This window comes from Collimonas sp. OK607 (genome assembly GCF_900111995.1).
GTDB lineage: Bacteria > Pseudomonadota > Gammaproteobacteria > Burkholderiales > Burkholderiaceae_D > Collimonas.
The window spans coordinates 1-18,068 of sequence record NZ_FOKF01000067.1 but is presented as its reverse complement, the minus strand read 5'-3'; the positions used below and the strand labels follow the sequence as shown (position 1 = coordinate 18,068).

Here is an 18,068-nt window from a genome sequence, read left to right as displayed (position 1 = left end):
CGTGCCTGCGTCACAGCACTGTCCGTGACACAACGTTCCTTCAGGTCGGGGAGCGCCAAATCCAATTCCGCCATTACCTGCCGCACCGATCGATGTCGGTAGATAGCCAAGGCGATCACCAGCCAAACCACTTGCTGCGCCGGCAAGCGACGCTGACGAATACTGGCCTTGCCCGTGTAGCCCAACGCCTGTTCAATCCAATCGTCGGGTAAATGCTCCCCAAGCCGCCTCCAGTCGGGGGGCGGCAGATCAACAGTGACAAGTGGAAGGGCGTCGGACAGCATCGTCGCCGAAGGTTAACAGCTTTGGCGGTTGTATACAACCGCCAACCGGGTCCTTTGAACCGCTTAACTTAACGGCATTAGGGTCAGAGTCGAATTGTTTTGTTGATGCGGGAACTCGTTACATAAGGATACATCTGACACATTATCAGCATAGCGTTCGGTATCTGAACCTTTGATAATTACATTAACCAACAAACAAAAATTCTCCTGGAGGTACTAATGGATAACCCGAAACCAAATAATCGCATTCATCCGCTGGTTGCCGGCGCGGCTGTGGCTGTGATGCTGGCCAGCCTGGTTGGCGTGGCCGCCATGACCGGCTTGTTCCCTAGCTCGCAAGGCTCGAATCCGGCACAAGTCGCTGCTATGTCGACAGCGCCTGCTGACTATAACAATCAGCAACAGAACGGCCAGCCGATGCAAAATGGTGCATCAACTGCGTACCAGAACGGCTACTCTCAGCAACAACAGCCGCAGCAACAACCAACACAACAGCAACTGCAGCAGGCACAGGATCCAAGGCAAGCGCCGCAGCCTGAATATGCTGCTGCCCCGCGTCAGCAGGAACGGGCTCCTCAACAACCAGCCATCTGCCGCAGCTGCGGCCGGGTGGAATCGATTCAGGCAATCCAGCATGCAGCTCCGCCTAGCGGCGTAGGTATTGCAGCAGGTGCGCTGTTGGGCGGCGTTCTGGGCCATCAGGTTGGTCATGGCAACGGCAATACGCTGGCGACTGTCGCCGGTGCAGTTGGCGGCGGTTTTGCGGGTAATGAAGTAGAAAAACGCACTCGCACCAACACTACCTATCAAGTCATGGTGCGGATGGAAGACGGCAAGGTCCGCAGCTTCCCGCAATCCAGCCAGGGATGGCGTGTCGGCGATCCGGTTCGTGTAGTCAACGGCCACCTGGAAGGACGCGGCTAAACCGCATCAGCCAGATTCAAGCTGAAATAGAAAAACCCGCTGTCGCTACGATTGTAGCGACAGCGGGTTTTTCTTTGTGCTGCGGTTCTTTTCCTTAGCGGGCTTCTTCTATCCAGGCTGCTTGTATCGCTTCCAGGATTTTCTCGCCGGAACGATTCGGCTCATCCTCAAAGCCATCCAGCTCAAGCACCCATTTGTGCAGATCCGTAAAGCGGATCTTTTCCGGATCGGTATCCGGGAATTTATCGTACAAAGCTTCTGCAACGCGCAATGTATCGGTCCATTTCATGGTTCTGATCCTCTCTGTAAAGTGGCGCTTAGCCGACGCTTAGTGATTTTCGCTGGCGTGGTTGATCGTGTACTTCGGAATCTCGACCACCAGGTCTTCCTTGCCGACCAGGGCCTGGCATGACAGGCGCGAAGTCGCTTCCAGGCCCCAGGCCATGTCCAGTAAATCTTCTTCTTTGTCGTCCAGCTCGTTCAGAGACGCATAACCTTCGCGCACCACCACGTGACATGTAGTGCAGGCACAGGACTTTTCGCAAGCGTGTTCGATCTCGATATCGTGCTGGAGCAAGGCATCGCAAACGGATTGGCCACTTGGAGCGTCGATCACGACGCCTTCCGGGCAGAAAGTAGGATGGGGCAATACGACGATTTGGGGCACTTGGTTTACCTCGGGAATAGATTAAGTCTTATGAATTTATATAATTTTTTATGACACTTGGTCCAGCGTCTTGCCGGTCAATGCATCATGTACGCTGCGATCCATGCGACGGGCGGCAAACTCTTCAGTGCCGTGCGCCAGCGCATCAACCGCAGCCTTGATGGCCACGTGATCCGTGCCTTGCGCCTGCACTCGGACAGCATCGATCAAACCCGCTATGTCGACCCGCTCCTGCTCGGATAACAAGGCAGCGTCCGCTTGCAAAGCCGATTCGGTGGCCAGCACGATACGCTCTGCCTCCACCTGCTCTTCTCTTAAGGCACGCGCTTGCATGTCGACATCAGCCGAGGCAAACGACTCCTGCAGCATCCTCGCGATATCATCATCCGCCAATCCATAAGACGGCTTGACGCTGATCGATGCCTCCACGCCAGAACGCAATTCGCGCGCCGAGACCGACAACAATCCATCTGCATCGACTTGATAGGTCACGCGGATTCTTGCAGCGCCTGCCGCCATCGGCGGAATCCCGCGCAACTCGAATTTCGCCAGCGAACGGCAATCGCTGACCAGTTCACGCTCGCCTTGCAAGACCTGGATCGCCATTGCAGTCTGGCCATCCTTGAAGGTGGTGAACTCTTGCGCACGGGCGCAAGGGATGGTCGAATTGCGTGGAATAACCTTCTCCACCAAACCGCCCATGGTTTCTATGCCAAGCGACAACGGGATCACATCCAGCAGCAACCAGTCATCGCCGGGAGCGCGGTTGCCGGCCAGCAGATTGGCCTGGATTGCAGCGCCCAGCGCCACCACTTTGTCCGGATCGATATTCGCCAGCGGCGTAGTCTGGAAATAAGCACCGACCGCTTTGCGAATACTCGGCATGCGGGTAGCGCCACCGACCAGCACCACGCCGTCCACATCATCGACACTCAATTCAGCATCGCGCAGTGCTTTGCGCGTAGGCGTCAAAGTCTTGGCCACCAGATGCTGGGTAATCTCGTCAAAAATCTCCGACGTCAGCAGCAAATGTACTTGTTCACCGGAACCCAAGGCTGCATCGACGGTGACCTCGGTTTTGGTGGAAAGCAGTTCCTTCGCTTCGCGCGCCTTGACCATCAACACCCGCGCATCTTCATCGGACAATGGCGCCAGCCCGGCTTCCTGGCTGATCCAGCAAATTACCCGGTGATCGAAATCGTCCCCGCCCAATGCAGAATCACCACCGGTCGCCAACACTTCGAACACACCCTTGGTCAGTTTCAAGATTGAGATATCGAAGGTACCGCCACCCAGGTCATACACTACGTACACGCCTTCAGATGCATTATCCAGGCCGTAGGCGATCGCCGCAGCGGTAGGTTCGTTGAGCAAACGCAGCACATTGAGGCCGGCCAGTTTGGCGGCATCCTTGGTTGCCTGGCGTTGGGCATCGTCGAAATAAGCCGGTACCGTAATCACTGCACCGACCAGGTCATCGCCCAGCGCATCTTCCGCTTGCTGGCGCAGCGTGGCCAGGATTTCCGCAGAAATTTCAACCGGGCTCTTGACCCCGGCAGCCGTCTTCAATTGCACCATGCCCGGCACATCGAGGAAATCGTAAGGCAGGTTTTCTGCGTAGGCGATATCTTTCAGGCCGCGTCCCATGAAACGCTTGACCGACAGGATGGTGTTCTTCGGATCGGTGGTCTGCGCGGCCTGCGCCTTGTAGCCGATATGCGCATTGCCGTTCGGCAGATAACGCACGATGGACGGCATCAACGGCCGCCCCGCTTCATCGTTGAGCACTTCGGGGATGCTGTTACGCACCGTCGCGACCAGTGAATTGGTGGTGCCCAGATCGATCCCTACCGCCAGCCGATGCTGATGCGGCGCGGTGGACATGCCTGGTTCGGAAATTTGTAAAAGTGCCATAGGGTGACTTGCTTTTCGTTTATTGCTTTATTGAGGCAGAGCGATGCGAATACCGAGTCCGATAAACGCACAGCCCGCCAAGCGGTTCATGGTGGTGGCGGCCGATTTCTTGCGTTGGAAGAACGCTCCGACCATGCCGGAAAAAAGGGCCACCAGGCTGAAAATTGCCAATGCCTGCGCGATGAATACTGCCGCCAGCAGCAGCATCTGCGCTGGAATATGACCGGCGCTTGCATTCACGAACTGTGGCAGGAATGCGATAAAGAACAAGGTCACTTTCGGATTCAGCATGTTGGCGATTACGCTCTGCCAATAGATGCGCGACAGTTTCATCGGCTCGGCATTGCCCTCGGCAGCGCCTTGCAAATGGATCGCCGAATGAGACCGCAAAGTACGCACGCCGATGTAGATCAGATAACCGGCGCCGGCATAGCGCAACAAGGAATACGCCAACGGCGAAGCCTTGATCAGCGCAGCGAATCCCAGTACCGCCAGCGTGGTATGAAAAATCAAACCCGAGCTGAAACCCAGTGCGGAAACCAGGCCGGCTTTGCGGCCCTGCGTTATCCCGCGCGTCAGCACGTAGATATTGTCCGGACCCGGCGCCAGGGTCAACGTCATTGCGGCAATCAAGAATAACCAGACTTCAGGCATGCTCGTACTCGGTTAATAGTTTTTCAATTAATCTTACGATTCAAGAACGGCGAACGCATTGCCGATCTCTTCCCCAAATTTATCCAGGAACATCAACTGCCGCACGTATTGCGCGGCCTGCTGGAAATCCTGTGCATCCAACAGAGTGCCGATGCGCTCCAAATCGACCTTGCGAGCTGCACGCAACTCACTGTCCAGTTGTTCCAGTGCCGGCATACTCTTCGCGGCGCGTGCATCGTCCAGCGTTTCGCGCCATTCCATCTGCTGCATCAGGAACGCCGCCGGCATCGCCGTATTGGACTCAGCCTGCAACTCAACACCGTTCAGCTCGCACAGATAGGCGGCGCGCTTGAAGGGGCTCTTGAGTGTCTGATAGGCTTCGTTGGCGCGCGTCGTCCATTGCATCGCCACTCGCTTTTCAGCGCTGCTGGCACTGGCGAAACGGTCCGGATGCGTCTGGTTCTGCACCTCGTGATAGGCGCGCTCCAACGCCGACGTATCCAGCGTGAAGCGTTGCGGCAGGTGGAAGAGCTCGAAATGATTTTGCATAGTTCTTAAAACAAAAGCCTGTTGGAGTGCAACAGGCTTGGTCATCCATCTAATCCAACGTGATGCAGGGTCAACCGGATAGTTTCAAATCCAGTATCAGATCCGGAAACTCTCGCCGCAACCGCACTCATCCTTGACATTCGGGTTGTAGAACTTGAAGCCTTCGTTCAAACCTTCACGCGCAAAATCAAGCTCGGTGCCATCGATATAAGGCAAGCTCTTGGGATCGACAAACACCTGGATCCCGTGCGATTCGAACACTGCATCTTCGTCAGTCTTCTCGTCCACGTATTCCAGCTTGTAAGCCAGCCCGGAGCAACCCGTCGTGCGCACGCCGAAGCGCAGGCCGATGCCCTTGCCGCGCCGCTCGATGTAGCGGTTGATATGCTTCGCCGCTTTTTCAGTAAGTGTGATTGCCATATGCCGTCGATCTCTTTCTGCCAGATTAGCTTTTACGCTGCCTGCTTCTGTTCGCCGTGCTTGGCTTTGTAATCTTCAACCGCAGCCTTGATCGCATCTTCCGCCAGGATAGAGCAGTGAATCTTGACCGGCGGCAGCGCCAGTTCTTCGGCGATCTGGGTATTCTTGATCGACATAGCTTGGTCCAGTGTCTTGCCCTTGACCCATTCGGTCACCAGCGACGACGAAGCAATCGCCGAACCGCAGCCGTAGGTCTTGAACTTGGCGTCCTGGATGATGCCATCGGCGCCGACCTTGATCTGCAACTTCATGACGTCGCCGCATGCAGGCGCGCCGACCATGCCGGTACCCACGGTTTCGTCGCCCTTTTCAAAAGCGCCGACGTTGCGTGGATTTTCGTAGTGGTCCAAAACTTTTGCTGAATAAGACATTTTGCTACTCCTTGTTTGATGCCGCGGCGGTGAATATCATTAAAATTCACCAGACCGCAACGAAATTCTCTTAGTGTGCCGCCCATTGGATGGAGCTGATATCGATCCCATCCTTGTACATGTCCCACAGCGGCGACAACTCACGCAGTTTGGCCACTTTGCTCTTGATCAGGTTGATCGTGAAATCGATGTCTTCTTCGGTAGTGAAACGACCGATGGTGAAGCGGATCGAGCTATGCGCCAGTTCGTCGTTACGGCCCAGCGCGCGCAATACATACGAAGGTTCCAGGCTCGCCGAAGTACATGCCGAACCGGACGATACCGCAATATCCTTGATCGCCATGATCAGCGATTCGCCTTCAACGTAGTTGAAGCTGACGTTGAGGTTATGCGGTACGCGGTGATCCATGTCACCGTTGATATACACTTCTTCCATGCTTTGCAGGCCGTTCGCCAGGCGATCGCGCAGCGCTTTGATACGGATGCCTTCAGCTTCCATTTCTTCGCGTGCGATTTCGAACGCTGCACCCATGCCGACGATCTGGTGGGTTGGCAAAGTACCGGAACGCAGGCCACGCTCATGACCGCCGCCATGCATCTGGGCTTCCAGACGGACGCGCGGTTTGCGGCGTACATACAGAGCACCGACGCCTTTAGGGCCATAAGTCTTGTGGGCCGTAAAAGTCATCAGGTCGACCTTCCATTTTTCCAGGTCGATTTCCACCTTGCCGGTAGCTTGCGCCGCGTCGCAATGGAAAATGATGCCCTTTTGGCGGCACAGTTCGCCGATTTCCGGGATCGGCTGGATCACGCCGATTTCATTATTGACCAGCATCACCGAGACCAGAATGGTGTCAGGACGGATCGCTGCTTCCAGCTGTTCCAGAGTGATCAGGCCATTGTCTTGCGGTTGCAGGTAAGTCGCTTCAAACCCTTGGCGCTCCAACTCGCGCACCACGTCCAGCACAGCTTTGTGCTCGGTCTTGACGGTGATGATGTGCTTGCCCTTGGTCTTGTAGAAATTGGCTGCGCCCTTGATTGCCAGGTTGTTGCCTTCGGTAGCGCCCGAAGTCCAGATGATCTCGCGCGAATCGGCGTTGACCAGCCTGGCGACTTGTTCGCGTGCATCTTCGACGGCTTTTTCAGCAGACCAGCCATACATGTGACTGCGCGAAGCCGGATTACCGAACTGCTCGCGCAGGTAAGGAATCATCTTGTCGGCAACACGTGGATCGATCGGCGTAGTGGCCGAATAATCCATGTAAATCGGGAAGTGAGGCGCCTTCAATGTGTCTATCAGGCTTTTTTCCAAGGGTGCGTTCATACTTTTTCTAGCTCCAATCAAGCAACCAGGTGGGACCGATGCATCACCACCACATTTTGTTCCAGGGTCTTCTTCTGCTGCGCTTGTTGCTGCGCATGTTGTTGGTCTACCAAATCCTTCAGCGACACCGAATCCAGGTATTCGACCATTTTTGCATTCAAGGTCGACCACAGGTCATGCGTCATGCAACGGCCGCCGCCCTCGTGATCCGGGCTGTGGCAGTTTTCCTTGCCGCCGCATTGGGTCGCATCCAGCGGCTCATCGACCGCGATAATGATGTCCGCCACCGTGACGTCTTCGGCCTTGCGCGCCAGGTTGTATCCGCCGCCTGGCCCGCGCACGGATTCAACAATCTGGTGACGACGCAATTTACCGAACAATTGTTCCAGATATGACAGGGAAATCTCTTGACGCTCGCTAATTGCAGATAAAGTAACTGGACCTTTACCCTGCCGCAATGCCAAATCGATCATCGCAGTTACCGCAAACCGGCCTTTTGTAGTCAGACGCATGTAATCTCCGCTCTCAAACCTATCCTATCCGCGTATCCTTTTTTCGGGATTACGTAGTGTTACGTCAGTATACCAAACTTGAGTGAATCCGTCAGGTATTGCCAAATTCCCGAAATCCCGCGCCGCACGGGGCTCTGAAGGCAATTGTCATTTATACAAACACAATAAATAAGGGCATTATCCGGACCCTGCCCAGCACTGAAAAATTGCCTTTTATACACAAACACCTATAACAAGAAGCGCGCAAAAATGGCGTTAACAGCAAAAAATTTATTCTAGGAGGTCGCGCTTAAACCTATAATGTCGACCCTCCGCACAGTCCTCTTTTGAGCAGCACTCAGTATGGCCATCCGCAAATCCAAGACACCGCAATCACCGACGCAGAGAGCCGACCAGAAACGCGTCGACATCCTGAAATCCGCAGGAAAGTGCTTTCGCAAGACCGGTTTTCACCAGACCTCCATACAGGAAATCTGCACCGAAGTAGGCCTGGGGCCAGGTGCTGTCTACCGCTATTTCACTAGCAAGGATGCGATTATTGCCGCCATGGCGGAGGACGAGCGGCGTCAGGCACGCACGCTGTTGTCGGAATTTCACGATACCGACGACCTGCCGCAAGCATTGTCAGCCATCACCCGCGCCTTCGCCCAGCGTTACGCCGCCATCAGCGATGCCGGCCTGATGACAGAAATCTACGCCGAAGGCTTGCGCAACAAGCGCGTCGGCGCGGTGATCAAGAAAGCGGAGACGGAATGGGTGGACGGCCTGGCAGACATGCTGCGCACTGCCCAGGAACGCGGCCAGATCGACCAGGCGCTGGATGCGCATGCGGCGGCGTTGCTGTTGACCGCCATGTGGGATGGCATCGTCATCCGGCAAGCCTACACGCCGGAATTGCCTGCAGCGATGCTGGCGCTGTTTGACGACATGCTCAAGCGCTGGCTGGCTGCCGCCACACCAGCCACACCAACCGCTACCGTCGTCGCCAGCAGCAAACGCGCCAAACCCGCACCAGCGCCAAAAGTTGCTGCGCCTGCCGCTGAGCCGGAACTGGATCTTCTCAGCCCAGCACCTGCAGCCGATAAGCCGTTGACCCAGGCGGAAATCGATTTACGGCAAATGAGTTTGATCTAAAACCAAGATCAAGCGCCTTGCGATCAACCTGCGCGCCGTAACAACTGCATCGGCCCGAACAAGGCCTGCATGCCGGCGTTACCGATAAAACTGAGATTGTATGGATGCTCCGCCACCGCTTTCGGGAAACGTGCGGTCACCGGATAAGCATTCAACTGCTCAGCGATTTTCCCCCACAACACCAGCGTCGGCAGACTCTCCCCACGCTTGTCCGCAGCATCGGCCAGCCCTTGCAATACGGCTTGCATGAACGGCTGCCAGGCCTTGGCATCTTTCACCGGCGGCACATCCGGACGAAACACCAGCGAAGCGTTCAGCAACAAGAACCCCTGCCCTACCATATTGGCCTGCAAATCAGCCAGCAATTGAATCGCCGCCGAGCCGTTCGTTTGCGCCCGCTGCGCCACTTCCAGCATGGCGTCGCCGGTAGTGCTTTCAATCGCAAGCTGGCCATCGGCCACCAGCAGCATTTTCATGAAATTACGCAAAGAGGTGGCACGATTGACCTGCTTCGACAAGCCCTTCTCAGACCACAACGAACCGACGGCGCCATCCATGAAACACACGCCGGTAGCGCTCGCAGCACGCGGATAAGGCCCCTCGCCTACCAGCACGTAACGCACCGCATCCAGCGGCTGGGTGAAGGCGGCAAACAGGCGGCCTTCAGTTGGCAAATAATCGGCTACCGCCAGATCCTGCAAATAGGTTGGATTGGCCTGCGCCACGGCGCGCAAACCCTCCTCCAGAATAGTCAGCCAGGAAGCATGCACACCATCTAAAGCAGCACGAATTGAAACAGGAAGAAAATCAGTCATCGTTCTTGGTAAAGGTAAAAAAATCAGGTCAGTAAAAGAACTGCACAAACAAGGTCGCAAGAACCCCACACTCAGAACGCAATATTGTCAGCTCCAGGCGCACCGAACAATTGCGTCTTCAACACATGCAACTGGTCGCGCACCTGCGCGGCTTTTTCGAACTCCAGGTTCTTGGCATGATCGATCATCAGCTTCTCCAGGCGCTTGATTTCCTTGCTCACCTGCTTTTCGCTCATCGCTTCGTACTTGGCCTGATCCTGCGCCGCATGCAGCTCTTCGCGCGCTTCTTGCGGGCTATAGACGCCGTCGATCAATTCCTTGATCTGCTTGCTGATGCCGACCGGCGTAATACCGTTGGCCGTATTGAAAGCAATCTGCTTGTTGCGGCGGCGCTCGGTTTCGTCGATCGCACGGCGCATCGAATCGGTCATCCGGTCCGCGTACAAGATCGCAGTACCATTCAGATTACGCGCGGCGCGGCCGATGGTCTGGATCAGGCTGCGCTCGGACCGCAGGAAGCCTTCCTTGTCCGCATCCAGGATCGCCACCAGTGACACTTCAGGAATATCCAAGCCTTCACGCAGCAGATTAATCCCGACCAATACGTCGAAGGTACCCAGACGCAGATCACGGATGATCTCAACCCGTTCGACGGTCTCGATATCGCTGTGCAGATAGCGCACCTTGATGCCGTTATCGCTGAGGAATTCGGTCAATTGTTCCGCCATGCGCTTGGTCAGCGTCGTCACCAGCACGCGCTCGTTTTTCTTGATGCGGGCATTGGCTTCGGTCATCAAGTCGTCAACCTGGCTCAAGGCCGGCCGTACCTCGATGGCAGGGTCGATCAGGCCGGTCGGCCGTACCACTTGCTCCACCACCTGGCCGGCATGCTGGTTTTCATAATCGGCCGGCGTTGCCGATACGAAAACCGTCTGCCGCATCTTGCCTTCGAATTCATCGAAACGCAGCGGCCGGTTATCCAGCGCCGACGGCAACCGGAAGCCATAATCAACCAGATTGGTTTTACGCGCACGGTCGCCGTTATACATGCCGTTCAGCTGACCGATCAGCACATGCGATTCATCCAGGAACATCAGCGCATCCGGCGGCAGGTAATCGACCAGGGTCGGCGGCGGCTCGCCGGGCAAGGCGCCGCTCAAATGACGTGAATAATTTTCGATGCCCTTGGTGAAACCGATTTCCTGCATCATTTCCAGATCGAAACGAGTGCGCTGCTCTATGCGTTGCTCCTCGATCAATTTATTTTCCTTGCGGAAAAATTCGAGCCGATCACGCAACTCTTCCTTGATGGTGTCTATGGCACGCAACACGGTAGCGCGCGGCGTCACATAATGCGAACCGGGATATACGGTAAAACGCGGAATCTTTTGCCGCACCCGGCCGGTCAACGGATCGAACAGCTGCAGGCTTTCGATTTCATCGTCGAACATCTCGATCCGCACAGCCAGTTCAGCATGTTCGGCCGGAAACACATCCACCGTATCTCCGCGCACGCGGAAAGTGCCGCGGCCGAAATCGATTTCATTGCGGTTGTATTGCATCTGGATCAAGCGTGCGATCAGGTCGCGCTGGCTGACTTTGTCCTTGGCGCGCAAGGTCAGGATCATCTGGTGGTATTCGTTAGGATTACCGATACCGTAAATTGCCGACACCGTTGCCACAATAACCACATCGCGCCGTTCCATCAGCGATTTGGTGCATGACAGGCGCATCTGTTCTATATGTTCATTGATCGATGAATCTTTCTCAATGAACAAGTCGCGCTGCGGCACATACGCTTCCGGCTGGTAATAATCGTAGTAACTAACGAAATATTCCACCGCGTTATGCGGGAAAAACTCGCGAAACTCGCTATATAGCTGGGCCGCCAGCGTCTTGTTCGGCGCAAAAACGATGGCTGGCCGCCCCATGCGGGCGATCACGTTAGCCATCGTATACGTCTTGCCAGAGCCGGTAACGCCCAGCAACGTCTGGTAAAACAAGCCGTCTTCCACCCCTTCCACCAGCTTGGCGATCGCCGCCGGCTGGTCGCCTGCGGGCAGGAACGGCTGGAACAATTTGTATGGCGAATTGGGGAAAGTGACGATTTTAGACTCGTCAACGCTACTGGAAACCTGTGATATGTCAGCCATGGGCCTCGACCTTTGGTAGAATAAGCGGTAGTAAATCCGCGCCGATCAGCGAAGTATTCGTGACCCGGCACAGCATTCAACCCGGCTACAAGATTCAATCTGCAGCCAACTTTTTATGTTATCACGATGAACGCACCTCTTTCAGCCTCCCTCTTCACCGCCATCGAAATGGCGCCACGCGATCCTATCCTCGGCATCACCGAAGGTTTCAATGCGGATCAAAATTCAGGCAAGACCAATCTCGGCGTCGGCGTCTATTACGACGACAACGGCAAGGTGCCGCTGCTGGACTGCGTGCAAAAGGCTGAAGCGCTGCTGATCGAAAAACTGTCGCCGCGCACCTACCTGCCGATCGAAGGTCTGGCTGCTTACGACAAGGCTGTGCAAGAACTGGTATTTGGTGCCGACAGCGCCGTAGTTCAAGAGAAGCGTGCGATAACCGTGCAAGCCATCGGCGGCACTGGCGCATTGAAACTGGGCGCCGATTTCCTCAAGCGCTTCGCCGCGGCCGATGCGCAAGTCTGGATCAGCGATCCAAGCTGGGAAAACCACCGCGCACTGTTTGAATCGGCCGGCTTCACCGTCAACAACTATCCTTACTACGATCCAGCCACCCGCGGCGTCAACTTCAGCGGCATGCTGAACGCGCTCAAGACCATGGCCAGCGGCTCGATCGTTGTTCTGCACGCCTGCTGCCACAACCCGACCGGCGCCGACCTGACCGATGCCGAGTGGACCCAGGTCATCGAAGTAGTGACCCAGCGCGGCCTGATTCCTTTCCTCGACATGGCCTACCAAGGTTTTGGCGACGGCATCGAAGCTGACGGCCAGGTAGTACGCCGCTTCGCCGAAGCCGGCGGCCCGCTGTTCGTATCGAACTCGTTCTCGAAGTCGTTCTCGCTGTACGGCGAACGCGTTGGCGCATTGAGCATCGTCGCTGCCAGCAAAGAAGAAGCCGACCGCGTGCTGTCGCAATTGAAGCGCGTGGTACGCACCAACTACTCCAACCCGCCAATCCACGGCGGCCAGGTAGTCGCCACCGCCCTGTCGTCGCCAGAGCTGCGCAAGCTGTGGGAAGAAGAGCTGGCCGGCATGCGCGTACGTATCCGCGAAATGCGCCACCTGCTGGTCAAGAAACTGAAAGAACAAGCGCCAGGCCATGATTTCGATTTCGTGACCAAGCAACGCGGCATGTTCTCCTACTCCGGTTTGACCAAAGCCCAGGTCGATCGCCTGCGCGACGAGTTTTCGATTTACGCGGTAGACACCGGCCGCATCTGCGTGGCAGCGCTCAACACAAAAAATATCGATAATGTTGTCGCCGCAATTGCAAAAGTCCTGTAATATTCGGGTCCCGGAGAAGTTGTAACGACTGCTCCGGGGATGTAGAAAAGTTTAGAAAAAGCTTTGACAACTCAGCGAATTCAAGACTATAATTCTGCTTCTTTCAATTCCCTGATAGCTCAGTTGGTAGAGCGACGGACTGTTAATCCGCAGGTCCCTGGTTCGAGTCCAGGTCGGGGAGCCAAGATACATAAGGGGTTGCATGCAAATGCAGCCCCTTTTCTTTTGGTCGAAACCATCGTTATATTTGCCAGTGGCAAATATACTTCGCGGTATTCAGCACCAAACCCCTCGCATACGCCGCTTTAAAACACACGCTCATCCTAAGTAACACTAGGTGGGACGCGTTTGCCGGCTTTGGGACATTCGGCGTGGGTGCTTTTGCGTTGTGGGTCACTCTGCAAAACTTCGTTGCCAAAAATTTGACTGAATGGTTCAAAAGCTTAAACGGGGAGCTACTGGGTATCCAGTGCCGACGCATTGAAGTTGCTAGGCCTACCAAAGGAGCAAAGGCCGGCGATATCGATTTGTTGGTGGAGACAGAGCAATTCATAGGGCTCTTCGAGATTAAAAAAAAGGGGCTGACCCGCAAGACAAATTCGGGTGACGAACTCCAGATGTTGGTTGATCTTGTTCGAGGACTAATACATGGCGTGAATCAACTGACGAAGCATGAACTCACGCTGCGTCGCACCGGCGAGTTAAAGCTCATCGATGGCACGGTCCTCAGTCTAGGTACACGCGATATCTTCAAAGGTGTAATTTCGCTCTCGGACTATGGAGGTCTTCACGACGGCTCTATTCTGCTAAACACATTACTTACGTTCTGTCAGGTCACATTGAATTCAGATCGAAAGGGGATGCGGACAATAACTTGGACTACTTGGAGGTAGTTCATGTACTCATACGAAGACCGCATTCGAGCAGTCAAGCTTTATATCAAGCTCGGGAAGCGCATTCGCCCGACCATTCGGCAGTTGGGCTATCCAACAAAGAATGCACTCAAGAGCTGGTATCGAGAATACGAACAAAGTCGCGATCTGCAGGTGGGCTATGTGCGCTCAAGGCAGAGGTATTCTGACAAACAAAAACAGGCGGCGGTTCAACATTACCTAGAGCACGATCGTTGTATTGCTTCAACTATGAAGGCGCTGGGATACCCCGGCCGTGCAACGCTCACTGCGTGGATTGATGAACTGCACCCCGAAGTTCGCCATCGCGTTATCGGCAGAGCTGCAAACGTACAGCACTGCCCTGAGTTCAAGAATGCGGCAGTCATTGATCTGTGTACCAGGAAGACAAGTGCACAAGCAATTGCTCAAAAACTAGCAGTGTGCAGGCCGACGTTGTATAACTGGAAGAATCAATTACTCGGTCGTGAGGCACCCCCATCCATGAAACGCCAGAACGATTCAAAGCCAGTTCCTGAACAGACGGAGACGGAGCTGCAGCGGCAAGTCGAGTCGCTTCAACGGGACATCCGGCGATTACAGCTTGAACACGACCTATTGAAGAAGGCCAATGAACTGTTAAAAAAGGCCTGGGCGTCGATCTGCAGATCCTGAGCAACCGGGAGAAGACGCTGCTGGTTGACGCCCTGAAGCAAACCTATTCGCTGTCAGAACTTTTTGTCGAACTTGACCTCGCCCGCAGCTCCTACTTTTATCATCGGGCCCAACTCCGGGGCGCTGACAAGTATGCTGATGCGCGTCTTGCCATCACCGAAGTCTTCGAGTGCAATCACCGTTGCTACGGTTATCGGCGGATGCGTGCGGCACTTGGCAGGCGCCAGGTGTTTATCTCGGAGAAAGTCGTACAACGTTTGATGAAGCAGGAACGTTTGGTCGTCACCGCTAACAGAAGGCGTCGGTATGGATCCTATCTGGGCGAAATCAGCCCAGTGCCAGAGAACCTCATCAACCGGGACTTCCAGGCTGCCACCCCAAATGAGAAATGGCTTACCGACATCACGGAGTTCCAGATCCCGGCTGGGAAAGTGTATCTATCGCCCATGATCGATTGCTTTGATGGCTTGGTTATCAGTTGGTCCATCGGCACACGTCCAGATGCCGATCTGGTGAACACGATGTTGGATGCAGCCATCGAGACGGTAGCCAACGGCGGAGATCGGCCTGTCGTTCACTCTGATCGTGGCGCCCACTATCGCTGGCCTGGGTGGCTCTCAAGGATACACAACGCAAAGCTGATTCGTTCGATGTCGCGCAAAGGATGCTCACCCGACAATGCCGCCTGTGAGGGCTTCTTCGGGCGGCTGAAGACGGAGTTGTTCTACCCTCGTGACTGGCAGGCTACAACCGTTGAGCAATTCATTCAGGTAGTCGATTCTTACATTCGCTGGTATAACGAAAAGCGCATCAAGATATCCCTTGGCTCACTCAGTCCCCTCGAATACCGAGAAAGCCTCGGATTTACGGCATAAATCAGTCCAAATTTTACGCCGCACCCCCAAATTTGACGGCAGACCAACAGGCTGACCTGGCTGAAGTACAAGCCGAAATCGCCACATTACAAACACGCAACAACGAGTTTGCGCAGTGTGCTCAGAATGAGTCGCCCCCTTCGAATAGGACTTTGTTCGACAACCTGGTATTTCATAACGTATTCTTCGTAGAACATCTGCGAATCTCTGTCAATACGGCTGAAGATTTCCTCTCGATGCTGCGGATGCGTAATCAGATAGTGACCGGCACACGTGACCAGATTTTCGACTTTGAGCAGTTTAGCTCGCGATCAAAATAGGACTGCATTTCATATGTATCCCACCAACTAGTCGGCGTGACGTAGAGGAAGTACGGACCGTCCCAAGCCATCAGATATCTGATGCAGTCGAATAGCTTTCTGCCGATACGATTCAATGAACGGTATGTCGCCAGTGGTATCGCGCTGGCCGATAGGCCGATTTGGATCGTCTCCAGACCAAGACGTCGTACAGCGAAACCCATGCAAATCAGTTAGTACAGCTTCGCGGCGAAATTCTATGCATCAGCCTTGACCAGAGCTTCCAGGAACTCACCGAGTTGAACCTGCGCGGCGTGGTCAATATCCTTGAGTCCATTGATAATTTTGCTCCGATAATCATAACGTGTGCCCTTCCCAATTTTTGAACGGTCGGCAATGCACCTGGCTAGCCATGAGGTGGAATGAACGTATTTCGTTTGTTTTAACGGAAAGTCTGATAGTCAGGCGCGTTGAGGCACATGACCAATTGAAGGGAGAATCTGATGTCAGTTCACGGAGCGATGACGAGCGATTTGACAGCGATTTCGTACTGATGGCCACAGATCTTAACGCGCTAATGCGCAGCCTTCTTACTGGATTGGGCGGCGAAGTTACTTAACAAACGGCGCGACAAGCACTCTGGCCTTAGCCGCAGCGCCGACACAGGTGGCGGTCATTTTCGCACTGGTTCTGTCATTGATGACGGGTGCATCGGCAAGGGCGAGGATTGACGATTCACAATCATGGGATGCATCTTGAAGCACCACGGTCCCCATTAGCGAGTAGCACCAGACTCCGATCATCGCGATACCAAACACTGTGGCAAATGGCTTCAAAAGATACATATCGCATGCTCCCAAGCGTCAATTTTTATGGATGTTAGCATGAAGCGTGGGCTGACGAGCCTACTGTATAGCTATGGTTCGGTATGCGGCGGCATCGAAGCCGCGACAGTCGCATGATCAATTACTCAATCGCATCGATCTATTTTCTCGTAGCAATTGTGCCCAAGAGATGCTCCATAGGAGCGATCCGAATGTTCAGCAACTCAGTTTGTAACTTGATCGCCTCGATCAACAATTTCGTATCTGGCGATTCTGCTGTCTCTATCAAGACGTCGAACTTTTTCCAAATTTCTTGAATTTGTTGGGTCATCACATCCTCCATTAGAAAAGATATCCTAGCATGACTACAAATCAGACCAAGCAGCCACACCGCGTCAATCGAGAATTTGTTTCGAAAGCGTTAGCTTACTTGATCACATCCATACCACCCAGCGTTTGAATCGCCAATCTGACCTTCTCGTGAGCTTCAGAGGATTGAACCACGAGAGCGCTGAAATGGGAAAACGCCACCTTATGATAATCCCCCAGAGCATTTGGCGAGCTACCCATTTGATCAAGAGTATTAATCGCCGCTTGGACGACGTCGCACATTTCACGAACACCTACCACCATATCGTACGACCACAGATCGTAGAGGGGTATTGCGAGCAGCGCATTTTTAACGTCGGAATACGCGGCCTCATTGTGAGAGCGGAAGAAATATCTAGACAGATCATTCGGAGGGCGAATACGCCCCCCCGATTCTTGTATCAGGTTGTTGGCATGGTCAACGAGTGCGGCGATTCCGGCGTACTTCCGGAGAATGCTCATGTCCTCGGTTCTTTGAAGGAGTTTCGTAGCGTTCTTATTTTGCCGATCAAGAACGTAAATTGCGGCGCCGATGGCCCCAACCGACCCCACGGCCTGCACCCAGGCAGCCGGGTCGTGAATATCCAGCATGCGAAGAATCAACACCGCTGCGGCAACGGCAAGAAGACCTATCGCCAGATAAATCAAAAAAACGTGAGGTTCCCTCGATATTTTGTCTTCCATCAGGTGGATTTTATGCAGCCCGCTTTTCCTGATTTTGCTCACTAGCCCATTGTTCGAGGTGCTGGATTGGTGAGCGATATCCAAGCGTCGAATGCTGCCGTTTGCGATTATAAAAGACTTCGATGTATTCGAAGCTGGCAGCCTTCATGTCGGCATGCGTAGCGTAACGCAGGCCATGGTAGCGTTCATTCTTGAAACTGTTAAACCAGCTCTCCGTAGGGGCATTGTCCCAGCAGTTACCTTTCCGGCTCATCGAGCAAGTCATGCCGAATTTCTTGAGCTGGTCCTGAAACGCGTGACTGGCATACTGGGCGGCCTCGATCCGAG

The 18,068-nt window shown here is 54.5% G+C and carries 22 protein-coding genes and 1 tRNA gene; 7 read left to right on the top strand and 16 right to left on the bottom strand.

Annotated elements, in window-relative coordinates:
• Nucleotides 1-284: transposase domain-containing protein (locus BM029_RS24670; RefSeq protein ID WP_170851219.1), on the bottom strand; the 284-nt coding region annotated here is incomplete at its 3' end.
• 219 nt (nucleotides 285-503) lie between these two features.
• Between BM029_RS24670 and BM029_RS24665 the strand changes: the two genes are divergently transcribed.
• Entirely contained in the window at nucleotides 504-1,208 is a 705-nt protein-coding gene (locus BM029_RS24665) for an outer membrane lipoprotein (protein ID WP_092440598.1), read from the top strand.
• Nucleotides 1,209-1,302: 94 nt separating this feature from the next.
• Here the strand turns inward: BM029_RS24665 and iscX are convergent, their stop codons facing one another.
• The 9 genes from iscX to iscR form a co-directional block, all read right to left on the bottom strand.
• On the bottom strand, nucleotides 1,303-1,497 hold the full coding sequence (gene iscX, locus BM029_RS24660; RefSeq protein WP_092357264.1) for a Fe-S cluster assembly protein IscX: 195 nt from the start codon (nucleotides 1,495-1,497) through the stop codon (nucleotides 1,303-1,305).
• Between the two features lie 39 nt (nucleotides 1,498-1,536).
• Nucleotides 1,537-1,875, bottom strand: coding sequence for an ISC system 2Fe-2S type ferredoxin (gene fdx / locus BM029_RS24655; RefSeq protein WP_092440596.1), 339 nt, complete (start codon nucleotides 1,873-1,875; stop codon nucleotides 1,537-1,539).
• 48 nt (nucleotides 1,876-1,923) lie between these two features.
• Complete coding sequence (gene hscA / locus BM029_RS24650) at nucleotides 1,924-3,789, bottom strand: Fe-S protein assembly chaperone HscA (protein WP_092440593.1); 1,866 nt, start codon at nucleotides 3,787-3,789, stop codon at nucleotides 1,924-1,926.
• Nucleotides 3,790-3,816: 27 nt separating this feature from the next.
• Nucleotides 3,817-4,443: a LysE family translocator gene (locus tag BM029_RS24645; RefSeq protein WP_092440591.1), complete on the bottom strand. Its 627-nt coding sequence runs from the start codon at nucleotides 4,441-4,443 to the stop codon at nucleotides 3,817-3,819.
• A 33-nt stretch (nucleotides 4,444-4,476) separates the two neighbouring features.
• Entirely contained in the window at nucleotides 4,477-4,992 is a 516-nt protein-coding gene (hscB, locus tag BM029_RS24640) for a Fe-S protein assembly co-chaperone HscB (RefSeq protein WP_092440589.1), read from the bottom strand.
• A 96-nt stretch (nucleotides 4,993-5,088) separates the two neighbouring features.
• Nucleotides 5,089-5,412 (bottom strand): iron-sulfur cluster assembly protein IscA, encoded by a 324-nt coding sequence (gene iscA, locus BM029_RS24635; RefSeq protein WP_014007106.1) that lies wholly within the window; start codon nucleotides 5,410-5,412, stop codon nucleotides 5,089-5,091.
• A 32-nt stretch (nucleotides 5,413-5,444) separates the two neighbouring features.
• A complete protein-coding gene (gene iscU / locus BM029_RS24630; protein WP_092357272.1) occupies nucleotides 5,445-5,843 on the bottom strand; it encodes a Fe-S cluster assembly scaffold IscU in 399 nt (132 codons plus the stop codon).
• Between the two features lie 70 nt (nucleotides 5,844-5,913).
• On the bottom strand, nucleotides 5,914-7,167 hold the full coding sequence (locus BM029_RS24625) for an IscS subfamily cysteine desulfurase (protein WP_092440587.1): 1,254 nt from the start codon (nucleotides 7,165-7,167) through the stop codon (nucleotides 5,914-5,916).
• 17 nt (nucleotides 7,168-7,184) lie between these two features.
• Nucleotides 7,185-7,679, bottom strand: a complete 495-nt coding sequence (iscR, locus tag BM029_RS24620; protein WP_092440585.1) for a Fe-S cluster assembly transcriptional regulator IscR — start codon at nucleotides 7,677-7,679, stop codon at nucleotides 7,185-7,187.
• 342 nt (nucleotides 7,680-8,021) lie between these two features.
• On the opposite strand from iscR, the gene BM029_RS24615 reads away from it, so the two are divergent.
• On the top strand, nucleotides 8,022-8,813 hold the full coding sequence (locus tag BM029_RS24615) for a TetR/AcrR family transcriptional regulator (protein WP_092440583.1): 792 nt from the start codon (nucleotides 8,022-8,024) through the stop codon (nucleotides 8,811-8,813).
• Between the two features lie 23 nt (nucleotides 8,814-8,836).
• Here BM029_RS24615 and BM029_RS24610 read toward each other — a convergent pair whose 3' ends face one another.
• On the bottom strand, nucleotides 8,837-9,628 hold the full coding sequence (locus BM029_RS24610) for a uracil-DNA glycosylase family protein (protein WP_092440581.1): 792 nt from the start codon (nucleotides 9,626-9,628) through the stop codon (nucleotides 8,837-8,839).
• Between the two features lie 71 nt (nucleotides 9,629-9,699).
• Nucleotides 9,700-11,781: an excinuclease ABC subunit UvrB gene (gene uvrB / locus BM029_RS24605; RefSeq protein WP_092440580.1), complete on the bottom strand. Its 2,082-nt coding sequence runs from the start codon at nucleotides 11,779-11,781 to the stop codon at nucleotides 9,700-9,702.
• A 126-nt stretch (nucleotides 11,782-11,907) separates the two neighbouring features.
• Here uvrB and BM029_RS24600 point away from each other — a divergent pair, with 126 nt between their 5' ends.
• The 5 genes from BM029_RS24600 to rdgC all read left to right on the top strand — a co-directional run bounded on the left by BM029_RS24600 (nucleotide 11,908) and on the right by rdgC (nucleotide 16,483).
• Complete coding sequence (locus tag BM029_RS24600; RefSeq protein WP_092440578.1) at nucleotides 11,908-13,125, top strand: amino acid aminotransferase; 1,218 nt, start codon at nucleotides 11,908-11,910, stop codon at nucleotides 13,123-13,125.
• A gap of 108 nt (nucleotides 13,126-13,233) precedes the next feature.
• Nucleotides 13,234-13,309: transfer RNA gene (locus BM029_RS24595), tRNA-Asn, on the top strand.
• Between the two features lie 187 nt (nucleotides 13,310-13,496).
• On the top strand, nucleotides 13,497-14,018 hold the full coding sequence (locus BM029_RS24590; protein ID WP_139217337.1) for a hypothetical protein: 522 nt from the start codon (nucleotides 13,497-13,499) through the stop codon (nucleotides 14,016-14,018).
• Between the two features lie 3 nt (nucleotides 14,019-14,021).
• Nucleotides 14,022-15,565, top strand: a protein-coding gene (locus BM029_RS24585) for an IS3 family transposase (protein ID WP_092440574.1) whose coding sequence is annotated in 2 segments (ribosomal slippage) — nucleotides 14,022-14,655 and nucleotides 14,655-15,565 — 1,545 coding nt in all. Because the reading frame shifts where the segments join, the coding sequence is not laid out codon by codon here.
• A 663-nt stretch (nucleotides 15,566-16,228) separates the two neighbouring features.
• A complete protein-coding gene (gene rdgC / locus BM029_RS26675; protein WP_371329165.1) occupies nucleotides 16,229-16,483 on the top strand; it encodes a recombination-associated protein RdgC in 255 nt (84 codons plus the stop codon).
• On the opposite strand, the gene BM029_RS24570 is transcribed toward rdgC, so the two are convergent.
• The 4 genes from BM029_RS24570 to BM029_RS24555 form a co-directional block, all read right to left on the bottom strand.
• A complete protein-coding gene (locus tag BM029_RS24570) occupies nucleotides 16,476-16,709 on the bottom strand; it encodes a hypothetical protein (protein ID WP_092440568.1) in 234 nt (77 codons plus the stop codon). The two genes, rdgC and BM029_RS24570, sit on opposite strands and share 8 nt — an antisense overlap.
• A 139-nt stretch (nucleotides 16,710-16,848) precedes the next feature.
• Nucleotides 16,849-17,019 (bottom strand): hypothetical protein, encoded by a 171-nt coding sequence (locus BM029_RS26020; protein ID WP_170851218.1) that lies wholly within the window; start codon nucleotides 17,017-17,019, stop codon nucleotides 16,849-16,851.
• Nucleotides 17,020-17,114: 95 nt separating this feature from the next.
• Nucleotides 17,115-17,741: a hypothetical protein gene (locus BM029_RS24560; protein WP_092440564.1), complete on the bottom strand. Its 627-nt coding sequence runs from the start codon at nucleotides 17,739-17,741 to the stop codon at nucleotides 17,115-17,117.
• A 10-nt stretch (nucleotides 17,742-17,751) separates the two neighbouring features.
• Nucleotides 17,752-18,068: IS3 family transposase (locus tag BM029_RS24555; RefSeq protein ID WP_139217336.1), on the bottom strand; the 317-nt coding region annotated here is incomplete at its 5' end.